This is a genomic window from Catellatospora sp. IY07-71 (assembly GCF_018326265.1).
GTDB lineage: Bacteria > Actinomycetota > Actinomycetes > Mycobacteriales > Micromonosporaceae > Catellatospora.
Genome location: NZ_AP023360.1, coordinates 6,610,712 through 6,637,055 on the forward strand (window position 1 = coordinate 6,610,712; position 26,344 = coordinate 6,637,055).

The 26,344-nt window shown below is 70.8% G+C and carries 21 protein-coding genes; 8 read left to right on the top strand and 13 right to left on the bottom strand.

Translation table 11 applies throughout. From position 1 onward, the window contains the following. Nucleotides 1-24: 24 nt before the first annotated feature. The 4 genes from CS0771_RS29400 to CS0771_RS29415 all read left to right on the top strand — a co-directional run bounded on the left by CS0771_RS29400 (nucleotide 25) and on the right by CS0771_RS29415 (nucleotide 3,081). Entirely contained in the window at nucleotides 25-1,221 is a 1,197-nt protein-coding gene (locus tag CS0771_RS29400; protein WP_212844028.1) for a sensor histidine kinase, read from the top strand. Continuing rightward, nucleotides 1,218-1,895, top strand: a complete 678-nt coding sequence (locus CS0771_RS29405) for a response regulator transcription factor (RefSeq protein WP_212844029.1) — start codon at nucleotides 1,218-1,220, stop codon at nucleotides 1,893-1,895. Before CS0771_RS29400 ends, CS0771_RS29405 begins: the two co-directional genes overlap by 4 nt. Nucleotides 1,896-2,081: 186 nt before the next feature. Next, the gene (locus CS0771_RS29410; RefSeq protein WP_212844030.1) at nucleotides 2,082-2,489 is read left to right on the top strand and encodes a four-helix bundle copper-binding protein; all 408 of its coding nucleotides are present in this window, start codon (nucleotides 2,082-2,084) and stop codon (nucleotides 2,487-2,489) included. A 169-nt stretch (nucleotides 2,490-2,658) separates the two neighbouring features. Further along, complete coding sequence (locus CS0771_RS29415) at nucleotides 2,659-3,081, top strand: Rieske (2Fe-2S) protein (protein WP_244871106.1); 423 nt, start codon at nucleotides 2,659-2,661, stop codon at nucleotides 3,079-3,081. A gap of 124 nt (nucleotides 3,082-3,205) precedes the next feature. On the opposite strand, the gene CS0771_RS29420 is transcribed toward CS0771_RS29415, so the two are convergent. From CS0771_RS29420 to CS0771_RS29445, 6 genes are all read right to left on the bottom strand, one after another. Then, nucleotides 3,206-3,499: a hypothetical protein gene (locus CS0771_RS29420; RefSeq protein WP_212844031.1), complete on the bottom strand. Its 294-nt coding sequence runs from the start codon at nucleotides 3,497-3,499 to the stop codon at nucleotides 3,206-3,208. 288 nt (nucleotides 3,500-3,787) lie between these two features. After that, a complete protein-coding gene (locus CS0771_RS29425) occupies nucleotides 3,788-5,689 on the bottom strand; it encodes a multicopper oxidase family protein (protein WP_212844032.1) in 1,902 nt (633 codons plus the stop codon). A 294-nt stretch (nucleotides 5,690-5,983) separates the two neighbouring features. Beyond that, entirely contained in the window at nucleotides 5,984-6,370 is a 387-nt protein-coding gene (locus CS0771_RS29430; RefSeq protein ID WP_212844033.1) for a VOC family protein, read from the bottom strand. A 169-nt stretch (nucleotides 6,371-6,539) separates the two neighbouring features. After that, nucleotides 6,540-8,057, bottom strand: coding sequence for an arabinofuranosidase catalytic domain-containing protein (locus CS0771_RS29435; RefSeq protein ID WP_212844034.1), 1,518 nt, complete (start codon nucleotides 8,055-8,057; stop codon nucleotides 6,540-6,542). Nucleotides 8,058-8,108: 51 nt separating this feature from the next. Next, entirely contained in the window at nucleotides 8,109-10,214 is a 2,106-nt protein-coding gene (locus CS0771_RS29440) for a ThuA domain-containing protein (protein WP_212844035.1), read from the bottom strand. Between the two features lie 74 nt (nucleotides 10,215-10,288). Then, nucleotides 10,289-13,159, bottom strand: coding sequence for a PQQ-dependent sugar dehydrogenase (locus CS0771_RS29445; RefSeq protein ID WP_212844036.1), 2,871 nt, complete (start codon nucleotides 13,157-13,159; stop codon nucleotides 10,289-10,291). 418 nt (nucleotides 13,160-13,577) lie between these two features. On the opposite strand from CS0771_RS29445, the gene CS0771_RS29450 reads away from it, so the two are divergent. From CS0771_RS29450 to CS0771_RS29460, 3 genes are all read left to right on the top strand, one after another. Further along, nucleotides 13,578-13,811, top strand: a complete 234-nt coding sequence (locus CS0771_RS29450; protein ID WP_212844037.1) for a hypothetical protein — start codon at nucleotides 13,578-13,580, stop codon at nucleotides 13,809-13,811. Then, nucleotides 13,808-15,646 (top strand): family 43 glycosylhydrolase, encoded by a 1,839-nt coding sequence (locus CS0771_RS29455; protein ID WP_371821502.1) that lies wholly within the window; start codon nucleotides 13,808-13,810, stop codon nucleotides 15,644-15,646. The genes CS0771_RS29450 and CS0771_RS29455 overlap by 4 nt, the downstream gene beginning before the upstream one ends. Nucleotides 15,647-15,854: 208 nt before the next feature. Further along, nucleotides 15,855-18,254 (top strand): RICIN domain-containing protein, encoded by a 2,400-nt coding sequence (locus CS0771_RS29460; protein WP_371821503.1) that lies wholly within the window; start codon nucleotides 15,855-15,857, stop codon nucleotides 18,252-18,254. Between the two features lie 145 nt (nucleotides 18,255-18,399). Here CS0771_RS29460 and CS0771_RS29465 read toward each other — a convergent pair whose 3' ends face one another. Genes CS0771_RS29465 through CS0771_RS29480 form a run of 4 tightly spaced genes read right to left on the bottom strand, consistent with a single transcriptional unit; the run spans nucleotide 18,400 to nucleotide 21,570 of the window. Continuing rightward, complete coding sequence (locus CS0771_RS29465; protein WP_244871107.1) at nucleotides 18,400-19,374, bottom strand: aldo/keto reductase; 975 nt, start codon at nucleotides 19,372-19,374, stop codon at nucleotides 18,400-18,402. Between the two features lie 15 nt (nucleotides 19,375-19,389). Next, nucleotides 19,390-19,728, bottom strand: a complete 339-nt coding sequence (locus CS0771_RS29470; protein ID WP_212844038.1) for an L-rhamnose mutarotase — start codon at nucleotides 19,726-19,728, stop codon at nucleotides 19,390-19,392. 52 nt (nucleotides 19,729-19,780) lie between these two features. Further along, complete coding sequence (locus CS0771_RS29475; protein WP_305835335.1) at nucleotides 19,781-20,548, bottom strand: SDR family oxidoreductase; 768 nt, start codon at nucleotides 20,546-20,548, stop codon at nucleotides 19,781-19,783. Next, nucleotides 20,545-21,570, bottom strand: a complete 1,026-nt coding sequence (locus CS0771_RS29480; protein WP_212844039.1) for a zinc-binding dehydrogenase — start codon at nucleotides 21,568-21,570, stop codon at nucleotides 20,545-20,547. The genes CS0771_RS29475 and CS0771_RS29480 overlap by 4 nt, the downstream gene beginning before the upstream one ends. Before the next feature lie 188 nt (nucleotides 21,571-21,758). Between CS0771_RS29480 and CS0771_RS29485 the strand changes: the two genes are divergently transcribed. Beyond that, entirely contained in the window at nucleotides 21,759-22,646 is an 888-nt protein-coding gene (locus CS0771_RS29485; RefSeq protein ID WP_212844040.1) for an amidohydrolase, read from the top strand. Between the two features lie 64 nt (nucleotides 22,647-22,710). Here CS0771_RS29485 and CS0771_RS29490 read toward each other — a convergent pair whose 3' ends face one another. From CS0771_RS29490 to CS0771_RS29500, 3 genes are all read right to left on the bottom strand, one after another. Next, entirely contained in the window at nucleotides 22,711-23,568 is an 858-nt protein-coding gene (locus tag CS0771_RS29490; protein ID WP_212844041.1) for an amidohydrolase, read from the bottom strand. A 563-nt stretch (nucleotides 23,569-24,131) separates the two neighbouring features. After that, nucleotides 24,132-24,941 (bottom strand): FadR/GntR family transcriptional regulator, encoded by an 810-nt coding sequence (locus tag CS0771_RS29495; protein WP_212844042.1) that lies wholly within the window; start codon nucleotides 24,939-24,941, stop codon nucleotides 24,132-24,134. 253 nt (nucleotides 24,942-25,194) lie between these two features. Next, a complete protein-coding gene (locus CS0771_RS29500) occupies nucleotides 25,195-26,343 on the bottom strand; it encodes a mandelate racemase/muconate lactonizing enzyme family protein (RefSeq protein WP_212844043.1) in 1,149 nt (382 codons plus the stop codon). Nucleotide 26,344: the final 1 nt, after the last annotated feature.

The window sequence follows — 26,344 nt, forward strand, 5'->3', positions numbered from 1 at the left end:
GACTCGGGGTTTTAACCTGGTGCGATGACCGTGCTGGAACGGCTGCGCGCCGCCGCCGCACGCCGCCCGCACGCCGACATCGCGATCGCCGCCGTGGTCTACACGGTCACGCTCGTCACCACGGCCGCCGGACCGGCCGGCGCCCCCATCGACGCCCACGGCCTCAGCCTGGCCGCCCTCGCCTGCGGCGCACTCGCCGCGCGCACCTGGCAGCCGTTCACGGTCCTGCTGATCTCGATCCTCGCGGCCGAGGCGTACCTGCTGCACTACCACGACCACCGCGGGCAGATGATCCTCGCCGCGCCACTGATCGCGCTGTACACCGTCGCCGAGACCTCCCGCCGCCAGCGAGCCCTGTTCGTGGGCGGCCTGGTGATGGCGGTGTTCGCCGGCGTCCACCTGCTGGCCAGGCCCGGCACCTGGCTCGGCGCCGAGAACCTCGCCCTCGGCGCGCTCGGCGCCCTGGCCGTCGCCGCCGGCACCGCCTCCCGCCACCGGCAGGCCTGGCTCGCCGAGGCCCAGGCCGCCGCCGCCCACGCCCAGGCCGACCGCGAAGCCGAAGCCGCCCGCCGCGTCACCGAGGAACGGCTGCGCATCGCCCGCGAGCTGCACGACGTCCTCGGCCACCATCTGGCCCTCATCCACGTCCAATCCGGCGTGGCCGCCCACGTCCTGCAGGCCGACACGCAACCGCACGGCAGGCAGGCACGCGACGCCGTCGCACACATCGCCACGGCCAGCAAGACCGCCCTGGCCGACCTCGCCGACACCGTCGGCCTGCTGCGCCAACCCGGCGAGCAGCTCCCGCCCGTGCAGCCCACCAGCGGCTTGGCCGGGATCGGCGACCTGGTACAGGGCTTCGCACGGCTGGGCCTCGCGATCACCCAGCACACCGACGGACAGCCGCGGCCGGTCCCGGCCGCGACCGATCTGACCGCCTACCGGGTCGTCCAGGAGTCACTGACCAACGTCAGCAAGCACGCCGGCCCGGTTCCCGTCATCCTGCGCTGGACCTACCAGCCGCAGGCGCTGCAGGTCACCGTCGACAACAGTCCCGGCCGGCCGAACCGGCAGGGCCCCGATGCGAGCCAGGGCCACGGGCTGACCGGCATGCGCGAACGCGTCACCGCCCTCGGCGGCATCCTCACCGCAGGCCCGCTACCGGGCGGCGGCTACCGCGTCTGCGCCACCCTGCCCCTGACCACCGGAGCAGCCACATGACCATCACGGTCCTGCTCGCCGACGACCAGCCTCTCGTACGAGCCGGGTTCGCCTACTTCATCGACACCGCACCCGACATGGCCCTGGTCGGTCAAGCCACCGACGGCGCCGAAGCCGTCGCACTGGCCAGGGCCACCACACCGGACGTCGTGGTCATGGACATCCGCATGCCGGGCCTCGACGGCCTGGCCGCCACCGCCCACCTCAGCGCCGATCCCGCTCTCGCCGGCACACGCGTGCTCATCCTGACCACGTTCGAACTCGACGAGTACGTCTTCACCGCGCTGCGCGCCGGTGCCGCCGGCTTCCTCGGCAAGAGCGCCGAACCCGCCGACCTGCTGCAAGCCATCCGCACCGTCCACCGCGGCGAATCGCTGCTGTCCCCGGCCGCGGTCAAGGCGCTCATCAGCCGATTCCTCGCCCAGCCGGAGCACAGCAGGCCGGCGGCCGCCGACCGGCTCACCGCGCTCACCGAACGCGAACGCGAAGTCGTGGCCCTGGTCGCCTCCGGCATGAACAACGACGAGATCGCCGCCCACCTCGTGCTCAGCCCGCACACCGCCAAGACCCACGTCAACCGGGCCATGACCAAGCTCGGCGCCCGCGACCGCGCCCAGCTCGTCATCACCGCCTACGAGACCGGCCTGGCGTCAGCGCCCCAGCAGTCACAATGACGGCCAGACGTCGGCAGCGTCCTCCAGCAGGACTTCGGCGGCGATGGTGCCGATGCCGAGCCTGCGGGCGTCGGTCTCGGCCTTGGTGCGCCGGGCTCCGGTGCGCATGACGGCCCTCCCGAACCGCGAATGCAGATCGCGATGCGGGGGTATGGACCTCACGGTGCACAGAGAAGGAGACCCGCCATGACGAACGTGACCATGCCCATGCTCGAGACCTACCCTGCGGAGATCAACCTCGACCGCAGGCAGCTGGCCTCGGCCATCGACACGCTCATCGCCTGCAGCGAGGCCTGCACCGCATGCGCTGACGCCTGCCTGAGCGAGCCGATGATCGCCGAACTGGCCAAGTGCATCCGCACCAACCTCGACTGCGCCGACATCTGCTCGGCGACCGCCCGGGTGCTGTCCCGGCACACCGGCTACGACGCCAACATCAGCCGCACCATGCTGCAGGCCTGCATCATGGCCTGCCGGGCCTGCGCCGACGAGTGCGAGCGGCACGCCGACATGCACGAGCACTGCCGCATCTGCGCCCAGGCCTGCCGTGACTGCGAGAACGCGTGTCAGCAGCTGCTGTCGGCGATGAAGTAGCGGAACGGCCATCAGGACGACTGAACCGGTCCAAGCCGATTCCAGGCTGGAGCATCGTCACCGGTGCTCGTCTTGGGCCACTCAGCGGCTTGACCGCGATCACGGCCGCCGGCACCAGATCAATACCGCAAAAAGGACATCTGGCACAGGGACCAGGTTACGATGCGTGTTGTCGATCAACGGGGGGCGCGGCATGGGCTCGACAAGACGAACACTGCTGACCGGTGTAGGCGCGGCAGCGGCAGGGGGCCTGGTAGGCGCGAGCTCCCCCGCCGCCCCGGATTCTGCCGCCCCTGCGGCCGATCCCGTCGCGCTCGGGCCGGCTGCCGACATCCCGGTCGGCGGGGGCAAGGTCTACGGCACCGCGATGGTCGTAGTCACCCAGCCCTTCGCAGGCGACTTCAGGGCGTTCACGTCGATCTGCACACATTGGGGCTGCCAGGTCGCCGCCGTGGAGAACGACCAGATCATCTGCCGCTGCCACGGCAGCCGCTTCTCGGCGACCGACGGCTCGGTCCTCACCGGCCCGGCCACCCTGCCGCTCGGCTCGACAGCCGTGGCCGTCAAGGACGGGCAGCTCATCCTCGGCTGAGCAGCCATTCCATGGTCGTGCCCCGGCGGTGCCCTCGATCGCGTCCAGCCGGCCGTGCCGGGACGGCATCCCCAGGACGCTCGGTCGGCCGCGACCGCTGAGCCCGCCAGCCGGCGGGTGCCGCTCAGCCTGTGGTGCGGGCCGCTTCGAGACCCGCGACGATGGCCTCGAGCTGCGGGCGCTTCTCCGCAGGCGCGACGAATCCCACGAACGGGCCGCCGTCGAACGACAGCGTCACCGAGACGAGCTGCTCTCGTTCGCTGCTGAACAGGCGTACCCGGCGGTCGATGTCCTGCCATGTCACGCTTCGGAACGACGAGGCCGGCACGCGGGTCTTCGACTGACCGCCGTGCAGCTTCTCGAACCATGCTCCATCCAGCACGAGCCGCTCGTTGGACTGACCATCCACAAACAACATCGGCGCAGCGTAGCCAACGGATCTTCGCCACGCCATCAACCGGTCGGCGGGCGGCCGGCGGTGGAAAGACGAGTGCATCCGCGCCCGGATCCGGCGACGTCGGTGGGCGCTGTGAAACTTGTCGCCTTCGGCTGTCGATCGGCGATCGGTCTCACTCGTCGGAAAAGTAGGCGGGCCCGCACGCGAAGGCGCCGACCCGGCACGACACCGACTGGGCGGAGATCGTCGGGTCGTACGACGTCTTGCGCCGGCTGCACCGGTGGACCGAGGCGGCGGCCGGCCGGGCGGTCAACCCACCTGAAACGGCCGCATCATGTCGTTGTCCTCGTGCTCCAGCAGGTGGCAGTGCCACACGTAACGCCCGGGCAGGTCGAACGTCGCCTTCACCCGGGTGATCTCGCCGGGGAAGGTGAGGACGGTGTCCTTCAAGCCGCGGTCGCCCGGCCGTGGCGGCTGGTTGCCGTCCACGCCCCGGCCGAGGACCTCGAACTGCACCACGTGCAGGTGTACCGGGTGCACGTGGGCGCTCCAGTTGTGCAGTTCCCAGATCTCGGTCGCGTCGAGCGCCGGTCGTTCGGTGATCGGGTCGTGCCAGTGCAGCGGCCGGGCCTGCCCGTCCTTGCCGATGGCACCGAGGGTCATGGTGATCGAACGGTCGTGTTCCAGGTGCTCGTCCAGTGCCAGGCGGCGGATCCTGCTCGCGCGCCCGAGCGGCCGGATACGCGGCAGTTCCAGATCCTCCGGCGGGACGCTGCGGTCCCTGCCGGTGAGCCGGCCGACCGTGAACTTCATTATCTGCCCGGTGGTGGCGATGTCGGAGGGGTCGAAGCTGTCGCTGCAGAGCACGTCCGGACCCTCGTTGATCAGGTACAGCTCGGTGCCCTCGCGCAGCCCCGTGAAGTCGACGACCACGTCGGCGCGCTCGGCCGGGCCGAGCAGCAGCTGCCGCTGTGACACCGGCTCGGGCAGGAACCCTCCGTCGTTGCCGATCTGCCAGATCGGCAACGACGGCGACGCGGGGCGCTTCGCCCGCCGGTCCGCCACGATCTTCATGATCAGCACGCGGCTGTTGCAGCCGTTGAGCAGGCGCAGCCGGTAACGGCGCGGCTCGACCGGCAGCACCGGCCAGGTGCTGCCGTTGACCGTCATGGTGTCGCCGAGAAACGCCGGGTTCCAGATCGGCGGGAACGGGCCGTCCGGTATGTAGGGGCCGGCCTGGTCGGTGAACGCCCGGCTGCCCGGGTAGAACAGCGAGCCGTCGGTGTTGAACGAACGATCCTGGATCACCAGGGGGATTTCGTGGTACCGGGTGCCCGGCTCGTCGCCCGCCCGGGGCGCGGGCCCGGGGAGGACGCCCGGCGGCAGGTCCGCCGCGCCGCCGCGCAGCAGGTAGAACCCGGCCAGGCCCGCGTAGACGTTGACACGGGTGACGCCCAGGGCGTGGTCGTGGTACCACAGTGTCGCGGCGCGCTGGTCGTTGTCGTACTGGAAAGTCGCCGCACCCGGCTTCCAGGCGACGCCGTGGCGCTGGGCGAACTCGTCGCCGAACTGGTCGTAGAAGCTGCCCACCCTGGCGTGGCCGCGCGGGATGTTCCGTGCGTCCGGCAGGTACCAGGCCTCCGGGTAGCCGCAGCTGTCCTGGGGCGAGCGCCCTCCGTGCAGGTGCGTGATGATCGGCACCGGCCCCCGGTAGGGCCCGGGCGTCGACGTGTGGCTGGGGCGGGTGTCCCGGCCGGTGACGCCGCCCGGCGGGTTGGCCCAGTGCAGCGTCGGGTCGACGGCCAGCAGGTGCGGCCGGAAGGCGCCGGAACCGTCGCGGAGGTCATTGATCCAGGTGACCCGCACCGGACGGTCCACCGTCGCCTCGATGGTGGCCGAGGGGGTGCGGAAGCCGCCCTGCGACATGTCGCCGTAGCCCCATACAGTGGTGCGCGGCAGGCCCTCGGGGAGGATCTGCTGGCGGAACTGGCGCACGGCGACCAGGTAGTGGGCGGGGCCGCCCGTCTCCTGGCGGGCGGGTGACAGCACCGACGGCAACCGCAACGGCGTGACGTACTTGCGGATCTTGTTCGGGGCGAGGGTCCCCGCGCGCCCCGCGCGCATCGCCCAGGCCCAGCCGCCCTGCTGCGAGAGCACCGTGGCGGCGCCCACCGCCGCCGTCGCCTGGAGGATCCGCCTGCGGTCGACCATGGGGCACCCCTTGTGCCGCGGCCGCGGCGCTCGCGAAGCTGTCGCGGAGCGACTGTCCGCTCCGCCGGACGCCGCCCGTTTGGGCGGCTCCTGCCAGGAGGAACGAGCAAGTCGACCTTGGGAAACGAGCAGCGGGGCCGCCCTTGCCCGCCGGTTCCAGCTCGGAACACACCCGTTTGAAGCGGCGCAAGACCTGATCCTTGTCGACCGTGCACATCAGCTGCCGCACAACTCGCCCCGGCAAGGGGCCGAAACGGGACGAGCCGGATGTCGCCGAAGCCGCCGGGGCAGGTGTCAGCGGGTGTCGCGGCGCAACGGGTGGTCGGCGGGGATCTCGACCAGCACGATCCGCACGCCGTCCGGATCTTCGATCCACATCTCGTCCAGGCCCCACGGCTCCCGTCGCGGCTCGCGCAGGATCGCCACGCCCTGCGCCGCGAGGCGCGCCCGCTCGGCCCGCAGGTCGCGGACCTGCAGCCAGATCTCCACCGGGCCGCCCTGCCGGCCGTCGGCGCCCCCGGAGACCTCAAGCAGTCCCTGACCCAGGAAGAAGACGAGGCCCGGATGGTCGGGCGACCCGAACTCGCGGTAGACGGCCAGCCCGAGAACGTCGCGATAGAACCGGTGAGACCGCGCCACCTCGGATGGGCGGAGCAGGATGCGGCTGCTGAGAATCTCCACCCTCTCAGCATCGCGCGTCGCGGCGCGGTGCGCAGGCATGCCCCGCCGCACGACGAGCACGCGGGCCCCGGTGGCGGCGATCACCGATCCCGCACGGCTCGGCCGCGCAGTGCCGCCGCTGTGTCGCGGCGGCACTGCTGGTGCGGTCAGAGCCGAGGGCCGGCCCGGTTCATCGATAGCCCGCGGCGACGATGTTCGCCTGGACGGCGTTCTCGGTGGCATCGGACGGGTAGCCCGCAACCATCGCGCCCTCGTAGAACGTTCCTGCGCTGGCGTTGGCGCCGCCATCGGGCTTGCAGCAGTCACCGCCGCTGCCGAGCACGATGGCGCCCTGCTTCTTCATGGGGCTGTATCCGCTGGGAAGCGCGCCGTCCCAGAGCGTGTACAGACTGCCGGACTGGGCGTTGCTGCCCTTGATCGCGAATCGCGAGACGCCGTTGTTCTTCAGCGTCGCCGTGACGAACTTGCTGGTGAACGCCCGCTGGTTCGGGTTCCAGGTGCTGCTGCCGCCGGGGAACAGGCCCCATTCGAGATCGGCCTGCACCCAGGGCCCGGAACCCGAGCAGCCGCCGAACCAGCAGCTCGTGCCGAAGTAGATCGCGTCCATGGCGCCGGCCGCGTCGGCCTTGCGGGTGGTCTCGCTGTTGCCGTAGTCGAAGCAGCAGCCGCTGTTGACATGGGTGCCGCTGGTGACCATGTACATGCCCTCGGGTGCGCTCCCGGTCGGGACGCCCGTCAGGTGGCCGTCGCGCCAGTAGCTGTTGCCGGGGTTGATGTACAGCGAGTACGCCTTGCTGCCGCCGACCGTCAGCGACTCGGTGGTCGCCACGGCCGGGCGGCTCTGCGGTGATCCGGGGACGACGCTGGAACCCTGGTACCACAGGTCGTTGCCGCGCCCGGACTGGTCGAACAGCACCGTGATGACGCACGTGGTGCCGGCGCAGAACGAGTCCTGGGCCGCCGCGTCGGCCGTTCCCCCGGTGGTCAGCACGCCGATGTTGCGCGTGGTGTTGTCGGAGGAACGCCGGACCTGGTACAGGTTGCCGGTGTACGAGCGGTACAGGGCCCGGGTGGTGCTGTGCGCGGCGATGCACGGTGTGCCGCCCGCGGCGTAGATGTCGCATGGGCCGCCCCCGGGAGGCGGGGTCGAGGTCGGGGTCGGGCTCGGCGAGCCCGGCACCGATTGCGCCCACTGCTGGTTGGCGCCGCCGTGACACGCCCAGAGCAGGACCTTCGTGCCGTTGGCGGTCGCCGCGGCGTTGGCGTCCAGGCACAGGCCGGACTGGACGCCGGTGATGGTGCCGTTGGCGTTGAGGTTCCACTGCTGGTTGGTCTGGCCGTTGCAGTCCCAGATGATGGCCTGCGTGCCATTGGTCGTGCCCCGGCCGGAGGCGTCGAGGCACTTGTTGCCGTAGACCATCAGCTGGCCAGCTGCGGTGAGCGTCCAGGCCTGGCCGGCGCTGCCGTTGCAGTCCCACAGCTGGGTCTGCAGGCCGTTGCTGGTGCCGGAGTTCGGCACCTCCAGGCACCGGCCGGACTGGCCGCCCACGATCCGCGTGGGCGTGCCGACCGTCGCGGCCATTGCCACCTCGGCCTGGACCGCGACGGTGAGGCCCGCGGCGGCCAGCGCCAGGGTCATGGTGGCGGCGGCCGCCCAGCGGGAGCGGCCTGCCTTCGGGATGTCCATCGGGCTACCTCACAGAGCTCGGTGTGCGGACAGCGGCGGGTCCGGCCCCGGTCACGGCAGGGTCCACTTCTGGTTGGCGCCGCCGTTGCAGGTCCACAGGGTCACGATCGTGCCGTCGGCCGAACTGTTGCCCGACACGTCCAGGCACTTGCCCGACTGCGGGTTGCGCAGCGAACCGTCGGACTGCGCCGCCCAGTTCTGCGCCGCACCGCCCGTACACGTCCACAACTGGATCTTCGTACCGTTCGCGGTCCCGCCGCCGTTGACGTCCAGGCACTTGCCCAGCGCCCGCAGCGTCGAACCCGACACCGTCCACGTCTGCCCGGCAGCCCCGTTACACGTGAAGAGCTGGATCTGCGTGCCGTCGGCCGACGAACCGTTGCGCACGTCCAGGCACTTGCCCGCCAGTCCCTTGATCGGACCGGTGCCGTTGGTGGCGGTGCCCTTGACCAGTACGAACTCGTCCACGTCGAAGAGGAAGCCACTCGGGCCGGTGAAGGTCAGGTACAGGTTCTGGGTGCTCGACGGAACGCCCGACAGGCTGGTGGTCACGTTCTGGAAGTTCGTCCAGCTGCCCGTGTTGGGCACGGTGACGCTGCCCAGCACGGTCCCGGTGACCGATCCGGTCCGGACCTGGATCGTGCCGCCGGCGCCCGCGGACGCCACCCGGGCCCGGAACGAGGTGCTACCGGTCAGGTCGAGACCGTTGTACGCCGCCCAGTCCCCGGACTCGATGTTCCCCAGGACCTGGCCGCCGTTGGCACCCGACTTGGCCAGCGCCGAGACGCCGCCGGCGGAGGAGTACGACTCGGCCTGCCGGGTGATGTCGCCGGTGGGCGGGGTGCCGCCGAGGTCCTTGATCCGGATGTTGCGGTAGGAGACGTCGTCACCCGTGCCGTGGTTCTGGATGCCGATGTATCCGGCCATCGACCGGGCCGCGTTGGTGTTCGTGTAGTCGTTGATCTTCGAGCCGTTCAGGAACACCTGCAGCCGCTCGCCTTCGACGAGCAGTTCGAAGGTGTTCCACTCCCCCGGCGGGTTGAGTGCCGCGTCGCGGGCGGCGAGGTCGGCGGACTGCAGGCCGTAGATCGCGCCGGTGGTCCGGTCGGCGGAGTCGGTCGCGTCGATCTGGACCTCGTAGCCGTTGTCCAGCGCCCCCTGCGGGGTGCTGCCGGCGGGGAACCCGATGACGACCCCCGAGTTGTCGTCGCCCGGCACCCGCCAGTCCAGCTTGAGCGAGTAGTTGACGTACTCGCGGGTGGTGTACCAGAGCATGCCCATGCCGCCCGACGAGGTGAGGGTGGCGTCGGAGTTGCCGAAGCTGCCGGGCCCGGTCTGCGACCAGCCCGTGGTCGAGCCGTTGTAGAGGGTGGTGTAGCCCGTCTCCGGGCGGCAGTCGGCCTTGGCCCGGCCGGCCGCGTAGCGGATGCCGCCCAGCAGGTGGCTGCGGAACGCCGTCTCGGAGTACGCCGACTGCGAGTGCCCGCCGCCGGTGTAGAAGGCCCGCCCGCCGTTGTAGGTCTTGCACCAGGCGTGCGGGTGGTCGGCGCCCATGGAGCCGCCCGAGTAGGAGGACTCGTCGACGGTGGCCAGCACCCGTGCGGTGGAGCGGGCGTTGGTCTGGTAGTTGTACCACTCCTCGGTGCGCGTCCAGGTCTGCGGCAGGTGTGCCGTGGCCGGGTGCGCCCGGTTCTCGACCTTGATGTTGGCCTGCTGGATCGCCGGGTGAGAGGCGAAGTAGGCCCCGACGAGGTTGCCGTAGAACGGCCAGCTGTACTCGGTGTCGGCGGCGGCGTGCACGCCGACGAAGCCGCCGCCGGAGCCGATGTAGGACTCGAACGCGGTCTGCTGGCTGGAGTTGAGGACGTCGCCGGTGGTGTTGAGGAAGACGACCGCCTCGTACTGGGCGAGGTTGCCGGTGGTGAAGGCGGCGGCGTCCTCGGTGGCGGTGACGGTGAAGCTGTTCGCCGCGCCGAGCGCCTGGATCGCCGAGATGCCGGCCGCGATCGAGTCGTGCCGGAAGCCGGCGGTCTTGGAGAAGACGAGCACGTCGTAGGGCGCGTCAGCGGCGCCGGCCGGGCCGGCCGGGACGGTGACGGCGAGGGCGGCGAGGACAGCGGTGGCCGCGCCGAGTGCCGGTCGCAGGAGTCTGTGCATGGGAACTCTCCTTGGGATGAGAGGCGAGGCGGGCCCCTCACCTGCGCTCGTACGCCGGTGAGGGGCCCGTCGCGTCAGGGCAGGATCCACTTCTGGTTGGCGCCGCCGTTGCAGGTCCACAGGGCCACGATCGTGCCGTCGGCCGAGTTGTTACCGGACACGTCCAGGCACTTGCCCGACTGCGGGTTGCGAAGCGTCTGATCCGATGCCTGGTAGGTCCAGTTCTGCGCCGCGCCGCCGTTGCACGTCCACAACTGGATCTTCGTACCGTTCGCCGTCCCGCCACCGTTGACGTCCAGGCACTTGCCCAGCGCCCGCAGCGTCGAACCCGACACCGTCCACGTCTGCCCGGCAGCCCCGCTGCACGTGTAGATCTGGATCTGCGTCCCGTCGGCCGACGCACCGCCACGCACGTCCAGGCACTTGCCCGCCAGACCCTTGACCGGGCCGGTCCCCGCGGGAGCGGTACCGGTGGCCAGGGTGAACGAGTCGACGTCGTACAGGAACCCGGTGCCGGACCCGGCGAAGGTCAGGTACAGGGTGGTGGTGCCGGTCGGCGGGCTGCTGATCGTGCCGTTGACCGTGGTGAAGGTGTCCCACGAGCCGGTGACCGGCACGGTCGCCGAGCCGAGCACGGTGCCGGTGGCCGAGCCGGCCCGGATCTGGAGCGTGCCGCCGCTGCCCGCGGAGGAGACGCGGGCGCTGAACCCGGTCACGTTGTTGATCCGGTACGGCTGGAACGCGATCCAGTCCCCGTTGTGGATGTCGCCGACGGTCTTGCCACCCTCGGCGGCGCTCTTGTCGAAGGTGGCGATGCCGGACGAGGTCTTGAAGTGCTCGGCCTGGCGCTTGCGCGGCTGCAGGGTGTGCTGGGTGTGCGTGGTCAGGCCGCCGGCGTCGGTGTACTCGGCGTCGAAGACCCCGAAGATGTTGGCCGCGTCGTCGTGCTCGCCGTCGACGGGGACCGCGATCGTGCCGGTGCACCCGGTCTGGGACGTGATCTGGTGGCCGTGGCTGTCATGGCCGAGCACGTAGGTCATCTTGACCCTGCCGCAGTCGATCGAGGCGTCCTCCGGGTCGGTCGCCGTGATGCTGAACGACACGGTGTCGCCGAAGCCGAACAGCTGCCCGTTGGCGGGGCTGTTGATGGTCACGGTCGGCGCGGTGTTGCCGACGCCGATCTGCACGCTCGCCGAACCGGTGGCGCCCTGCGGGTCCCGGACCGTCAGCGTGACGTTGTACGTGCCGTTGGCGGTGTAGGTCTTGCTCGGGTTGGCGGCCGTGGAGGTGGTGCCGTCGCCGAAGGCCCAGGAGTAGGTCAGCGCCCCGCCTTCGGGGTCCGACGATCCCGACGAGGAGAAGTTGACCGTCAGCGGGGCGGTGCCGGAGGTGCGGTCGGCGCTCGCCACGGCGGTCGGGGCCCGGTTGCCGCTGCCCACGTAGTCGAAGCGGTACAGGGCCGAGTTGGCGTCGCCGTTGTAGTAGCCGGTGCCGTAGTCGAGCACGTACAGCGCGCCGTCGGGCCCGAAGGCCATGTCCATGACCTGCTTGCCGATCCAGGGGAACGTCTCGATGGCGCCCCGGCTGCCGTCGGAGTTGACGTGGATCGGCTTGATCCAGCCCCGGCCGAACTCACCGGCGAAGAACTGGCCGTCGAAGCCCTGGGGGAACTTGGTGCTGGAGGACGAGGACGCGTCGTACCGGTAGACCGGGCCGCCCATCGGAGACTCCGAGCCGCTGCCGAACTCCGACGGGCTGCTGGCGTCGCCGGCGTAGCGGATCCAGGCCGTCTTGGCGGCGGGCAGGGTGGGCAGGCCGGTGTTGCGGAACGAGTTGTTGGTCGGGCCGCCGCCGCAGTTGTACTTCGATCCGGCGGTGTTGGACGCGAAGTCCCACTCGGCGTAGGTCTCGTTGGAGGTGTTGGTGCCGGTGCAGTACGGCCAGCCGTAGAAGCCCGGTCCGGTGACCCGGTTGAACTCGACCTGCCCGCTGGGGCCCCGGCTGCTGGTGCTGCCGGCGTCCGGGCCGTAGTCGCCGACGTAGACCACGCCGGTGGCCTTGTCGACGCTGATCCGGAACGGGTTGCGGAAGCCCATCGCGTAGATCTCGGGACGGGTCCGGCTGTCGGAGTCGACGAACATGTTGCCGTCCGGAATCGAGTACGACCCGTTGGCGTTGACCTTGATGCGCAGGATCTTGCCGCGCAGGTCGTTGGTGTTGGCCGCGGAGCGCTGCGCGTCGTAGGCGGGATTGCGGTTGGTCCGCTCGTCGAGCGGGGAATAGCCGGCCGACTCGAACGGGTTGGTGTCGTCGCCGGTGGACAGGTACAGGTTGCCGGCGGCGTCGAAGTCGATGTCGCCGCCGGTGTGACAGCACATGCCCCGGTCCGCGGCGACGTCCAGGATGTCGACCTTGCTCGCCTGGTTGACGGTGAAGTCGGAGTTGAGCGTGAACCGGGAGAGCCGGTTGACGCCCTGCCAGGCCGACCAGTTGCTGCCGGTGGACGGCGCGTCGCCGCTCGGCGTCGACAGCGGCGGCGCGTAGTACAGGTAGATGTGGCGGTTCGTGGCGAAGTTCGGGTCGACCCCGACGCCGTGCAGGCCCTCCTCGTCATGGGTGTAGACCGGGATGTTCCCGACGACGGAGGTGTTGCCGGCCGCGTCGGTGCGGCGCAGCGTGCCGTTGCGTGCCGTGTGCAGGACCGACCGGTCCGGCAGCACGGCCAGCGTCATCGGCTCACCCACCTCGGACACGCCTTTGGCGAGGGTAACCTGCTGGTAGTCGGTGCTGACGATGGTGTGCGCCTGCGCCGGCGCGGGGCCGCCGAGACCGGCGGGTCCCGCGGCGAGAATGGCGGTCGCGCCGGTCGCGGTCAGCAGCAGCGCTGAGCCTGCGGAGAACCATCGTCTGGTGCGGTGCGGGGGGAGGCCGTCCCTGATGGACATGAAGACCCTTCCTGACAAGTGATGGCCAGGCGGGCGCGAACCATCGCGCCGATGCCGTGGGGGTGCTGCCTGTCAGGTGCCGCACCTGACAGGTGGCGGCCTCTGACGGCGGATGGAGCCATCACAGATCGCCAGTCGATGGGTCCCGCGCCGCCGGTACGCCTCGACGAAAACTTGCCGATCCTGCCGATCCTGAGTCACGTGTCGCTTTAGGACGACGTCATATGACGTGTTATCAGGTAGTCGGCTCGGTCGATGTTATCGCTAACATCACAGTTGTCAACCCACCCGCAGACATCGATCTCCGCCTGTTGATCGTCTTTCATGTGGACGGTCTAGCTGACCTGCGCACACACGAAACCTTTTCGTCACATCTTGACTCAAGCTCTGTTATCGGTCACATTCGACTGACCGCGGGATGGTCGGCACCTTCATCCGCATCGGCTGGCAGGGCAACGATCGAGCACGTCAGGGTGGATCGGGCCAGGTGTGCGGCGTGCAGACGTCATACAGCGTGCTTCCGTTCTGCAGCAAAGTCGACCGCGAACGCGGATCCCCTCGCCGCCGCTCGCGCACGCGGCGACCAGATGCGCCGGGCACGCCGGGACGGGCGTCGCACCAGGTCGACGACTTCCTCAAGGAGATCTCGTGACACATCCACCGATGCCGCGGACCGGCCGGAGCATGCGGGGGCTCGCCGCCGTCGCCGTCGGCCTGCTGCTCGCGCTCACCATCGCGCCGGTCAGCGCCGGGGCGGACAACCCGATCGTGCAGACCATCTACACCGCCGATCCCGCCCCGCTGGTCCACAACGGCCGGGTATACCTGTACACCGGCCACGACGAGGACGGCTCGACCTACTTCACGATGAAGGAGTGGCGAGTCTACTCCTCGGCCGACATGGTGAACTGGACCGACCACGGCGTGCCGATGAGCCTGTCCACCTTCAGCTGGGCCAGCGCCGACGCGTGGGCCGGGCACGTGGCCTACCGCAACGGCAGGTTCTACTGGTACGTGCCGGTGAAGAACCGGGCGACCGGTGGCATGGCCATCGGCGTGGGCGTGTCCAGCAGCCCCACCGGCCCGTTCACCGACGCGCTCGGGCGGCCGCTGGTGGAGAACGGCGAGATCGACCCTAACGTTTTCATCGACGACGACGGGCAGGCCTACCTGTACTGGGGCAACCCCCGCCTGTGGTACGTCCGGCTGAACTCCGACATGATCTCGTTCTCGGGCAGCCCGACCCAGATCCCGCTGACCACCGCCGGCTTCGGCACCCGCACCGGCAACACCAGCCGCCCGACCCTGTACGAGGAGGGTCCCTGGGTCTACAAGCGCAACGGCCTGTACTACAACGTGTTCGCGGCCGAGTGCTGCTCGGAGTTCATCGGCTACTCGACGGCGCCCGGCCCGACCGGCCCGTGGACCTACCGCGGGACCGTCATGCCGCGGCAGGGCAGCAGCTTCACCAACCACCCCGGCGTCATCGACTTCGCCGGTGGTTCGTACTTCTTCTACCACAACGGCGCCCTGCCCGGCGGCGGCGGTTACACCCGGTCGGTGGCCGTGGAGAAGTTCTCCTACAACAGCAACGGCACCATCCCGACGATCAACATGACGAGCTCCGGCGCGCCGCAGATCGGCACGCTGAACCCGTATGTGCGCCAGGAGGCCGAGACGATCGCGTGGGAGACGGGCGTCGAGACCGAACCCGCCAGCGAGGGCACCCTCAACGTCGGCTGGATCGACAACGGGGATTACATCAAGGTCAAGGGCGTCGCCTTCGGCACCGGCGCGTCGTCCTTCACCGCACGGGTCGCCTCGGCGGGCGCGGGCGGCAACATCGAGCTGCGGCTGGACAGCCTGACCGGCCCCGTGGCGGGCACCTGCGGGGTGGGCGGCACGGGCGGCTACCAGACCTGGGCGACGGTCACCTGCGGGGTCTCGGGGGCGACCGGCACCCGTGATCTGTATCTGCGGTTCACCGGCAGCGGCGGCGGCCTGTTCAACGTGAACTGGTGGCAGTTCGGCGGCGGCGTCTCCGGCGGCAACCAGCTGGCCAACGCCGACATGGAGGCCGGCACGACCGGGTGGGCCGTGTTCGGCAGCGGCACGCTGGCATCGAACACGTCCGTAGTGCACGGCGGCAGCAGGTCGCTGGCCATCACCGGCCGCACCGCCTCCTGGAACGGCATCCGCCAGGACGTCACCGCCAAGCTCGTCAACGGCAAGAGCTACACGACGAGCGTCTGGGTACGCACCCAGAGCGGGACGCCGTCGGCGAAGGTCACCCTCGCCCTGACCGCCAACGGCTCGACCTCTTACGTGCAGCTCACCCCCGCCGCGACGGTGAACTCGGGTGGATGGACCCAGCTGACCGGCACCGCGACCGTCTCCTGGACCGGGACGTTGTCGGGCGCGAGCCTCTACGTGGAGACGGCAGCCGGGACCGACGGCTACTACCTCGACGACGCCTCGTTCCAGTAAGGCCCACCCAGGCCGGTGGCCGGCCGCGCGCCGGCCGCCGGCCGTTCCTGTTCTGACGTCGGCGATCGACTGACGCGATGGTCGCAATTGCTATGACGTCATACGTGTGATGTGATGCACGCCATCGGTGGCTCTGTTCTCGCCGAACGTGGGCCACCCATGTCTGTCCCGCACCCCCAGCAGCTCGAACTCGTGGAAGGACGCCATCGTGGCTATTGCTCCCAGCCGCGCACATCGACCGCCGGATCGCCGGTCCCGGCTGCTCCCCCTGTACCTCACCGCCGTGCTCACCGCCGCATCGGCACTGTCCGCCGCGCCGGCCGGCGCCGCCGTCATGACGACCCTGCACGCCTCCCCCACGGGATCCGGCACCGCGTGCTCGGCGGCGCAACCGTGCTCGCTGGCCCAGGCCCAGTCGTCGGTGCGCGCGCTCGCGCCGACGATGAGCGGGGACATCGTGGTGCAGCTCGCCGGTGGCACCTACGCCCTGTCCACGCCGCTGACGTTCACCTCGGCCGACTCGGGCACCAACGGCTACACCGTGTTCTGGCAGGCCGCGCCGGGCGCCCTGCCCGTCATCTCGGGCGGGCAGCGGGTCACCGGATGGACCCAGGTCGACGCCGGGCAGAACATCTGGCGGGCCGCCGCCGGGACCGGATTCGACAGCCGCCAGCTCTACGTCAACGGCCGCATCGCGACCCGGGCCCGCACCCAGGTCAACCGCGCCGATTTCACGATGACGACCAGCGGCATGACGTTCTCCAGCAGCGCGCTGTCGTACCTGAACAACATCGCCGCCGAGGACCGCGTCGAGCTGGAGTCGGTGAACTCGTTCACCGACCGGTACGTGCCGGTGCAGTCCATCAGCAACAACGTGATCACCATGGAGCAGCCGGCCTGGAACAACAACACCTTCGGCTACGACACTCTCAGCAGGCCGTTCCGCGCCGGGCCGCTGTACCTGGTCAACGCGCGGGAGTTCCTCGACGCCGCCGGCGAGTGGTATCTGGACACCTCCGCCGGACAGCTCTACTACAAGCCGCTCAGCGGCGAGAACATGGCCACGGCCGAGGTGCAGCTGCCGCGGCTGGAGTCACTGCTGCGGGTGGGCGGCACCTACGCGTCGCCGGCCCATCACCTGTCCTTCTCCGGCCTGCAGTTCTCCCACACCAGCTGGCTGCAGCCCAACACCGGCCAGGGCTACGCCGACCAGCAGACCGGCGCTTACATCTACGGCACCTGGGCCCGTCCGTCGGACTGGCTGAACTCGTGCCAGTCGGGCTGCCAGCAGTTCGAGGCCACCCGGCCCAACTGGCGCCAGATGCCCGCGGCGGTGCAGGTCTCGGCGGCCAACGCGATCAGGTTCACCGGCAACCGGTTCACCAACCTGGGCCAGGTCGGGCTGGGCATCGGCAACGACGCCAACGCCCACGCCACCGGCGTCGGCCTCGGTGCCGGCGACGTCGACGTCATCGGGAACACGTTCGAGCAGATCGCGGCCGGCGCCGTCATCGCCGGTGGCGTGCAGGCCGACGCGCACCACCCCGGCGACTCACGGATGATCAACCGCGACATCGTGTACGCCGACAACACCGTCCGCGACGTGGCCATCGACTACCGCAGCCACGTCGGCCTGCTCATGACCTACACCGCCGACTCGGCCATGACCAACAACGAGGTCTACAACCTGCCGTACACGGGCATCTCGATCGGCTACGGCTGGGGCGCCAACGACGCCGGGGGCTCGCAGGACTACATCGATCGCGGCCTCTACAACTACCAGCCGAGATACACCACCGCGACGATCGCGAAGAACTACCGCGTGCAGGCCAATCACGTCCACGACGTCATGCGGCAGATGACCGACGGCGCGGCGTTCTACGCCCTGTCCGCGCTGCCCGGCTCGACGATCAACCAGAACTACTTCCGCAACACCAACGGCTGGCTCGGCCTCTACTTCGACGAGGGAGCACGCTACCTGTCGGCCTCGAACAACGTGTTCGACAACATCGGGCAGTGGGCCTACGGGCAGCACTGGGCCAACAACAACACCGGCAACCTGACCCTGACCAACAACTGGACGACCAGCACCAACACCAACATCGTCAGCGGCTCGCGCGGCAACGTCAACACCGGCACGGTGGTCGTCACCGGCGGGAACTGGCCGACGGCGGCTCGCACGGTGATGACCTCGGCCGGGGTGCAGTCGTCCACCCAGCAGGGCGTCACCATCGTCGGCGGGCAATCCGGCCGCTGCGTCGACGTGCCGAACTCCACCTCGACCAACGGCACCCAGGTGCAGCTGTGGGACTGCTCCGGCGGCACCAACCAGCGCTGGACCTACACCGCGAGCAAGCAGCTGACGGTGTACGGCAACAAGTGCCTGGACGCCTCCGGTCAGGGCACCGCCAACGGCACCCGCCTGGTCATCTGGGACTGCAACGGGCAGGCCAACCAGCAGTGGAACGTCAACGCCAACGGCACCATCACCGGCGTGCAGTCGGGGCTGTGCGTAGACGCGAGCGGGTACGGCACTGCCAACGGGACGCTGCTGCACCTGTGGGGCTGCCACGGCGGCACGAACCAGCAGTGGAGCCTGCGCAGCTGACCAGGTGGGAAAGGACGCGAAGCCGTCAGGGCAGGGTCGGCGCCGTGCGCGCCGGCCCTGCCCGTGTTCGCCGTGGCCTTCATCCGCGCCAGGTGTGCACTGCTCGCCGCGAAGGCCGGCCATCATGCCGACGGGGCCCGGGTGTTCACCCCGTCGCCTGCCACAGGCCGGTGGGCACCGTGGTGCGCATCGCCGCTGCCGCGGCCGCGACGTGCGCGGCCGATCCCATGCCGGTGACGACAGAGGTCACCGCCGGGTGACGGAGGGGAAACTGCAGGGCCGCGACGGGCAGCGTGACGTCGTGCGCCTGGCAGGTCTCGGCCAGCCGCCGTGCCCGCTGGAGCACCGGGTCGGGCGCGGGCGCGTAGTTGAAGTGCGCGCCGTCGGCCGGCCACGGCCTGGCGAGGATGCCGGAGTTGAAGGGCGCGGCGGCGACCACGGCCACTCCCCTGCCGGCGCACTCGTCGAGCAGCTGCTCGCCCGACCGGTCGAGCAGCGTGTACCGGCCAGCCAGCATGACGACGTCGAGGTCGGTCTCACGCACCATGCGCAGGGGGGCCTGCCACTGGTTCATGCCCACGCCGACCGCGCCGATCACCCCCTGGTCGCGCAGCCTGATCAGAGCGGGAATGGCGTGGCTGACGGCTTCGTCGACGGCGTCGTCCGGGTCGTGGACGTAGACGACGTCGATGCGGTCGACGCCCAGCCGGGTGAGGCTCTCCTCAAGGCTCCGGCTGACTCCGTCGGCGCTGAAGTCCCATACCCGGATCAGGTCGTCGGCCACGGCGAAGCCGCCGGCGGCGAGATCGGAGCCGGTCGGCGCGGGGTGGGGCCGCAGCAGCCGGCCGACCTTGGTGGACAGGACGTACGCGTCGCGGGGCCGTTCGCGCAGCGCGTCGCCCAGCCGCAGTTCCGACAGGCCGAGCCCGTAGTGGGGCGCGGTGTCGAACAGGCGTATGCCCGCGTCCCAGGCGGCGCCGACGGCTCGCGCGGCGTCGAGGTCGGTCCTGGGGTGGCCCAGGTTGCCGATCCCGGAGGCGCCGAACCCGAGCGTGGTCACGTTCAGGCCGGTGCGGCCGAGCGGCCGGGTGGGCATGGCTGCCGGGGCTTGTGGAAACACGGCGACTCCCGTCGGTCAGGTGGGATCAGTGGTCCCGGTTGGTGCGGCCGGGTCAGGCAGACGCCACACCAGCGGCAGCGGCCCGCGCTGGGACACGGCCATGTCGAGCAGCGGGTGGATGATCTGGTGCCAGCGTTCGGTCAGCTCCAGCCGGCCCATCGACGCCTCCATGCCGTCCCAGTCGTCGCACACGATCGTGTGGAACAGGTCGAGCCCGTCCCGCCAGATGTGCCACGAATGGACCCCGCTCTCGCGCAACGCCTGCTCGTGTTCCGGCGATAGCTTGGCGTGGATGCGTTCGTACTCCGCCTCCAGGCCGGGCTTGAGGCGGGTGTGCAGTCCGATCACCTGCATGGTGGCTCCTCGAGGGTCGTGGACCGGTCAGGGTGGGCGATGGCCGGCGCGGTCACCGGCCGAGCCAGCCGCCGTCGACGGGCACGAGCGCGCCGTGCACGTAGTCCGAGGCTGCCGACGCGAGGAAGACGGCCACACCCGCGAGGTCGGCCGGGGTGCCCCACCGTCCGGCCGGGATGCGGTCGACGATGGCGGCGTTGCGCACCGGGTCGTCGCGCAGCGCCTGGTTGTTGTCGGTCGCGATGTAGCCGGGCACGATGGCGTTGACGTTGACGCCGTGGACGGCCCATTCGTTGGCCAGCGCCTTGGTCAGCCCCGCGACGCCCGACTTGGCGGCGGTGTATCCGGGCACGGTGATCCCGCCCTGGAAGCTGAGCAGCGACGCCGTGAAAATGATCTTCCCGGTGCGCCTGGTGAGCATGGCCCGGCCGACCTCGCGGGCCAGGATGAACTGGGCGGTGAGGTCGACCGCGAGCACGTGGTCCCAGTCCTCGTCGCTGTGCTCGGCGGCGGGTGCGCGGGCGATGGTGCCGGCGTTGTTGACCAGGATGTCGACGGGACGTTGCCGCCCGGTGAGCTCGGCGGCCAGCGCCGCGACCGCCGCACGGCGGGAGAAGTCGGCCGCTCGCACCTCGCAGCTGCGGCCATGGGCCGTCACCCGGCGGGCCACCTCGCTGCCTTCGGGCTCCAGCTGTGCGCTGACCGCGATGATGTCGGCTCCGGCGGCGGCGAGCGCCTCGGCGACGGCCAGGCCGATGCCGCGGCGGGCGCCGGTGACGACGGCGAGTTTGCCGGTGAGGTCGAACATCGCGGCGCTCACCGGCGGACCGCGCAGTCGAGCAGCACCTTCATCACGCCGGCCCCCGATTCGAGGGCGGCGAACGCTTCGCCCGCGCGGTGCAGCGGCTCCACGTGGGTGACCAGGTCGGCGGCCGGGATCCGGCCGGCGGCCACCAGGTCGACGGCCGTCGCCATGTCGTCGCGGCTGTACAGGCGGGCGCCGAGCATCGTCAGCTCTCGCCAGAAGAAGCGGTGCAGGTCGATCTCCCGCGGGGTGGCGTGGATCGCCACCATCACCAGCCGCCCGCGCGGTGCCAGCGCGTGCACGGCCGTGGCGGCTCCGGCGGCCGCGCCGGACACTTCGAACGCGACCGCGGCGCCCGCGCCGCCGGTCCAGTCCTCGACGAGCGCGGTCGTGTCAGCGCCGGTGGGATCCGCGGCCGGGAAGCCGAGCCGGTCGGCCAAGGCTCGGCGCTGCGGGCTCGGCTCCAGCACCATGACGTGGGCTCCGGCGTGCCGGGCGACCACCGCGATGAGCAGGCCGACGGGACCACCGCCGATAACGACGGCGTGCTCGCCGGCGGTCAGGCCGCTGCGCCGGACGTCGTGGACGGCGACGGCGGTGGGTTCGGCGAGCGCGCCGTGGGCGAGGTCGAGGGTCTCGGGCAGGCGGACCAGCGCCTGGGCGGGCACGTTCCAGCGCTGCTGCATGGACCCGGCGCTGTCGATGCCGATGAAGGTGAGCCGTGGGCAGACGTGGCCGTGCCCGGCGGCACAGGTGCGGCAGTCGCCGCACGGCAGGACAGGCAGGACGGTGACCGGGTCGCCGGGGACCCAGCCGGCCACGCCGTCGCCGAGGCGGGCCACCGTTCCCGACATCTCGTGGCCGAGCACAGCCGGTGTGGCGACGCGCCTGTCCATGTCGCCGTGCAGGATGTGCAGGTCGGTGCCGCAGATCCCGGTGAAGGCGACATCGATCTGCACCTGCCCCGGGCCGGGTGCCGTCTCGGGCACGTCGATGACGCGCAGGCGGCGGTCGCCTTCGTATACGGCTTGGTGCATGACTTCCCTTTCGGACCGGTGCTGGGCGGAGGTGGTCGCGAGCGGCATTCCGGTACAGGCGGCCCGACCGCAGATATGACATCATACGTTTGGTCCGATGACAATGTCAGCACAGCGGCTCGCACCGACGGTCACCGCACGCGGCCGCCGTCCGGCGTCCCGCGCGCTTTCACCCCTGGGAGCTGAACGTGACCCTCGATCCGATCGCGACGATCATCGACGCGCACCTGCATGTCTGGGATCCCTCGCGCGGCGTCTACCCCTGGCTCGGCGAGCACCTGGCACCGGTGAACCGCGCCATGGCGCTGCGGGAGGTCATGCCTGAGCTCACCGACCGGGGAGTCGGGGCGGTGGTGCTGGTGCAGTCCGCCGACGACGGCTTCGACACCGACCTGATGTTCGAGACGGCGCGGTCTCACCCCGAGGTCGCCGGGGTCGTCGGCTGGGTGCCCCTGGACCTGCCCGCGGTCGCCGCCGACAGGCTGGCTCGGCTGCGCGACGAACCGCTGTTCGCCGGGGTGCGCAACCTGATCCACGAGCGCGCGGACCCGCACTGGATCCTGCGCCCCGATGTGGACGCGGGCCTGGGCCTGCTGGAGCAGGCCGAGGTGCCGTTCGACTTCGTCGCGGGCGGTCCGCAGGCCCTGGCCACCGCGGCCGAGGTCGCCCGCCGCCACCCCGGACTGCACCTGATCCTGGATCACCTCGGGGCGCCCCCGCTGCGCGCCGACTCCGGCCCGGCGCAGCAGTGGCTGCACGATCTGGAGGTGCTCGCCGGCCACCCCCGCGTGTACGCCAAGCTGTCCGGGCTGTACCTGGGGCTTGACCCGGCGGGCGACGGCCTGCGCCGAGCCGGTGCCCACATCCGCGCAGCGCTGCGGCTGTTCGGCTCCGACCGGCTGATGTACGGCGGCGACTGGCCGATCTGCCTGCTGCACGAACCATACGGGCGCACATTGGACATCGTCCGGCACAGCCTGCCGGACCTCGGCGCCGCCGGATGGCACGACATCCTCACCGCCACCGCCGCGCGGGTGTACGGCATCGACCCAAGGCGGGCGTCCGCTCAGCCGTGACCGTGCGGGCCCGGCATCACCGACCTGGTTCCGGGCCCGCCACCGGTACGACCGCCGGGCACGCTCAGCGCGGCCCGGCGGGACGTACGTCGCTGAGCTCCAGTTGATAGGTGCTGACGGCGGTCTCCGCGAACACGTCGCGGTGCAGGCCGCCGAGCAGCGACGCGATCGCGCGCAGCGATTCGGGGTACGTCGCGGCCAGTTCGCTCGTCGGCCAGTCCGATCCGAACATGAGCCGCCGGGCGCCGAACACCTCCACGGCGTGGTCCACGTACGGCCGGAGGTCGTCCACCGACCAGCGGTCCCAGTGCGCGAGCGTCACCAGGCCGCTGAGCTTGGCCCGCACGTTCCCGCAGGCGGCGACCGGCTCGATGCCGCGCTGCCATTCGGCCAGACCTTCGGCGCCGCCGGTCACCCAGGGTGAGCCTGCCTGCTGCAGGACGATGCGCGCACCGGGCATCGCCTCGGCCAGGCGCGCCACCGAAGGCAACTGCTCGGTGCGCACCGCGAGCTCGATCGCCAGCCCGCATTCGGCCACCGCGGTCAGCCCCGCGCGCGTCCCGGGCCGATCCAGGAAGTCTTCTTCCAGCTCGTACACGCGCTCCTGCAACGCGACGAGGTGCTGCCCGCCCGGTTCGGCCCGGTGCTTGCCGATGATGTCGCCGAGATCCGGGTCGGTGAGCGGCGCCCAGCCGACCACGCCGACGGCCCACGGAGTCCAGGCCGCGATCTCCAGGCACCTCGTGGTGTCGGCGGAGGTGCCGGGACCGGCCTCCACGAGCACGCAGGCGTCGACCTCCGACGCGGCCAGGCTGGCGCGCAGGGCGTCGACGTCGTGGTCACGCCGGACCCGGGGGTGCCGGGCGGCCGCGGCCCAGAGGCTGTCCGCAGTCCACAGCTGGACATGCGCATCGATGATCACCGCGGCCGCCGCCCGTCGCCCGCGGTGCTCCGCGCGGAGCCCGGTCCGGGCGCGGCGTCGCCGCGCCGTCCACGACCGGCGAGCCGCGGAGCGGCACGCCCATCGCTCACCGTCGGGTCCGGAGCTGACCGGCGCGAAACAGGGCCGGTCGGATGCTGTTCCTGCACTGCTGTCCTCCCTGTCGCACGAAGAACGGCGCCGGCCGGTCTTCATGCCGGTCGGGTGGGGCGCCGGCCCGCACGCGGCGGGGTGCGGGCCGGCGCCGTCTGGTGGTGTCAAGCCACCGCAACCCGCCGAAGGTCGCGGTCGCTCCCCGACGGCGCGTGGCCCAGAACCGTCGAGGACCGGCGCCGTGGAGTTACCCGAGCGAAACACTCTGATCGCTACCTCATCATACGTATGACGTCATAGCAAGACCCGGATCTACATCGGTCCGCAGAGGATCCACATCGGCGCGCAGACACCGGCGACGTCGCCGGCCCTGGACCGGGCATCGCGAACTGCCGCACAGACAAACCAGCCCGCGCGGTGGCCCGCAGGCCGGCACGGGCCGCTGCTGTCGGTCAGCGAGCCGACTGCCGGCGCGCGCCCGAGCCGGTGGCGTCCGCCTCGGCCCGCGGCCGCCGCCGGCTCCACGAGCCGGTGATGTGGGCGCGCATCGCCGTGGCGGCGCCTGCGGCGTCCCTGGCCAGGATCGCGTCGTGGATGGCTTGGTGCTCGTCCAGCGTCTGGCGCATCACTGCTTCGTTGTACTCGCCGTGGTAGCGCATGCTTCCGCGAGCCTTGTCGTGGATGCTGTTGACGATCGCACGCCCGAGCCGGTTGCGCGACGCGGCCATGACCATGTCATGGAAGTGCGCGTCCGCGGCGGCGAACTCGGCCACGTTGTCGATCTTCGACCGCATCAGCTCGAGCGACGCGCTGATGCGAAGCCTGTCCTCTCCCGTGTACGCGGTCGCCGCGGCGGCGGCCATGTCCGCCTCGAGCGCGGTGCGCGTGGCCACGAGCTCGTCCAGGAAGGAGAGGTTGGCGTCGTGGGCGATGATGGCGGTCAGCACGACGTCGTCGAGAAGGTTCCACTGCCGCGGATCGGTGACCTGGGTGCCCCGTCCGTGCTCGATGCGGACCAGGCCCTTCTCCTGCACCACCTTGACGGACTCGCGGATCACCGTGCGGCTGACCCCGAACTGGTCGCACAGCTCCGCCTCCGGCGGCAGCGTCGAGCCCGGCGCGAGCACGCCGCGCACGATGTCGCTGACGATCTGCTGGACCACGTTGATGCCCAGCTTGGTGCCGCGGGCCCGGGGCGGCGCGGCCTCGGCGGCCGGCGCATGGGGTATCGCGAACGGGTCAGCCAGTACCTGCCGCCTCAACGTGGCCTCCCGGTGCAGTGATCGCCGGACGCCCAGACCCGGCGACGATGAGTGTACGGTACGCTGCTAAGACGTCACAGGTGAGATGTCATATGTCACTGTTCCGCCTCCGTACCACGTCGATTCTTGCACGAATGGTTATCTGCGCGCACCGGGCGTGGTCGCAGTAATGCGACGGGGCGGGTGCGGAACCTCACCACGCCGCCGCACCCGCCCGTAACCAGCCCGCGGCGCAGCCGCGAGCCACCCCCGTTCAGCAGGCGGCCGCGAGCAGCCGCTGGCCGGCCCGCTCCGGGCGGACGCCCGGCCCGTCGAAGGACACCGTGGCCGGCCGCAGCCCGCAGCCAGCGATCGCCTCCTCGTGCAGAGTGATCCCGAGGCCCGGCGCATCGCCGAGCACGAATGCCCCGTCCTCGATCCGCAGATCGAGGTCGACACCGACGGGTGGCACAAGGACCTGCAGCTCGCTGGTGATGTGGTTGGGCACTGACGTCGCCGCGTGCAGCAGCCCGACGGGATTGGTGCCGATCGGGCTGACCGGCAGGTCATGGGCGTGGGCCAGCGTGGACACCCGCAGGAAGTGGGTCACCCCCCACACCGAGGCCGTCTGCACGATGTCCAGTGCGCCGGCCGCCAGCAGCGGCCGGAACTGCTCCAGCCCGCTGAGGTTCTCGCCGCTGGCGACCGAGGCCCGCAGGCCACGCCCGACCGCGGCCAGCCCTTCGGCGTCCCACCGCCGCACCGGCTCCTCGATCCAGATCAGATCCAGGGTGCGCTCCAGCTCCGCGACGTACCGAACCGCCTGCTTGCGGTTCCAGCATTCGTTCGCGTCGAGCATGAGGCCCGGACGAGCACCGCCGCCCGCCTCGGCGAGCACGTCGTGCACCAGCGTCAGCCGGTGCCGGTCGCGTGCGACGTCGAGTCCGCCCTTGAGCTTGGCCGACCGCATGCCGCGATCGGCATACGCGCGATAGGTGGCGACCAGTTCGTCGTCGTCGAGGCCGATGTCGAGACCGGAGGCATAGGCGGGCACCACCCGGTCGCGCCCGCCCAGCAGGCGCCACAGGGGCTGGCCGGCCGCCTTGGCCTTGATGTCCCACAGTGCGGTGTCGAACGCGCCGATCGCCCCGAAGACCGCTCCGGCGTGCCCGGCCTTGAACGTCTGCCGCAGCATCCGGTCGTACAGCGCGGTCACCGCCCTCGGGTCCTCGCCGTCGATGGCGGCGAAGATCGCGTCCAGCTCCACGTGCGGGCCCATCCCGACGCCGGTGATGCCCTCGTCCGTCGTCACCACGATGATCGGCACGTCGGTGAGGCCGTCGGCGTAGAGGCCGTTGGCGTCGCCGACGGGCCGGCCCCATTCCTGCACGGTGTTCAGGGCGCGGTACCCAGTGATGCGCATG

What these genes read in the sequence shown, in the direction of transcription:
- CS0771_RS29405 (WP_212844029.1), top strand. Translation starts at nt 1,218, where the DNA reads ATGACCATCACGGTCCTGCTCGCCGACGACCAGCCTCTCGTACGAGCC.
- CS0771_RS29470 (WP_212844038.1), bottom strand. Translation starts at nt 19,728, where the DNA reads ATGCAGGTGATCGGACTGCACACCCGCCTCAAGCCCGGCCTGGAGGCG.
- CS0771_RS29480 (WP_212844039.1), bottom strand. Translation starts at nt 21,570, where the DNA reads ATGCACCAAGCCGTATACGAAGGCGACCGCCGCCTGCGCGTCATCGAC.
- CS0771_RS29500 (WP_212844043.1), bottom strand. Translation starts at nt 26,343, where the DNA reads ATGCGCATCACTGGGTACCGCGCCCTGAACACCGTGCAGGAATGGGGC.
- CS0771_RS29450 (WP_212844037.1), top strand. Translation starts at nt 13,578, where the DNA reads ATGGTCGGCACCTTCATCCGCATCGGCTGGCAGGGCAACGATCGAGCA.
- CS0771_RS29400 (WP_212844028.1), top strand. Translation starts at nt 25, where the DNA reads ATGACCGTGCTGGAACGGCTGCGCGCCGCCGCCGCACGCCGCCCGCAC.
- CS0771_RS29410 (WP_212844030.1), top strand. Translation starts at nt 2,082, where the DNA reads ATGACGAACGTGACCATGCCCATGCTCGAGACCTACCCTGCGGAGATC.
- CS0771_RS29435 (WP_212844034.1), bottom strand. Translation starts at nt 8,057, where the DNA reads ATGGACATCCCGAAGGCAGGCCGCTCCCGCTGGGCGGCCGCCGCCACC.
- CS0771_RS29425 (WP_212844032.1), bottom strand. Translation starts at nt 5,689, where the DNA reads ATGGTCGACCGCAGGCGGATCCTCCAGGCGACGGCGGCGGTGGGCGCC.
- CS0771_RS29445 (WP_212844036.1), bottom strand. Translation starts at nt 13,159, where the DNA reads ATGTCCATCAGGGACGGCCTCCCCCCGCACCGCACCAGACGATGGTTC.
- CS0771_RS29420 (WP_212844031.1), bottom strand. Translation starts at nt 3,499, where the DNA reads ATGTTGTTTGTGGATGGTCAGTCCAACGAGCGGCTCGTGCTGGATGGA.
- CS0771_RS29440 (WP_212844035.1), bottom strand. Translation starts at nt 10,214, where the DNA reads ATGCACAGACTCCTGCGACCGGCACTCGGCGCGGCCACCGCTGTCCTC.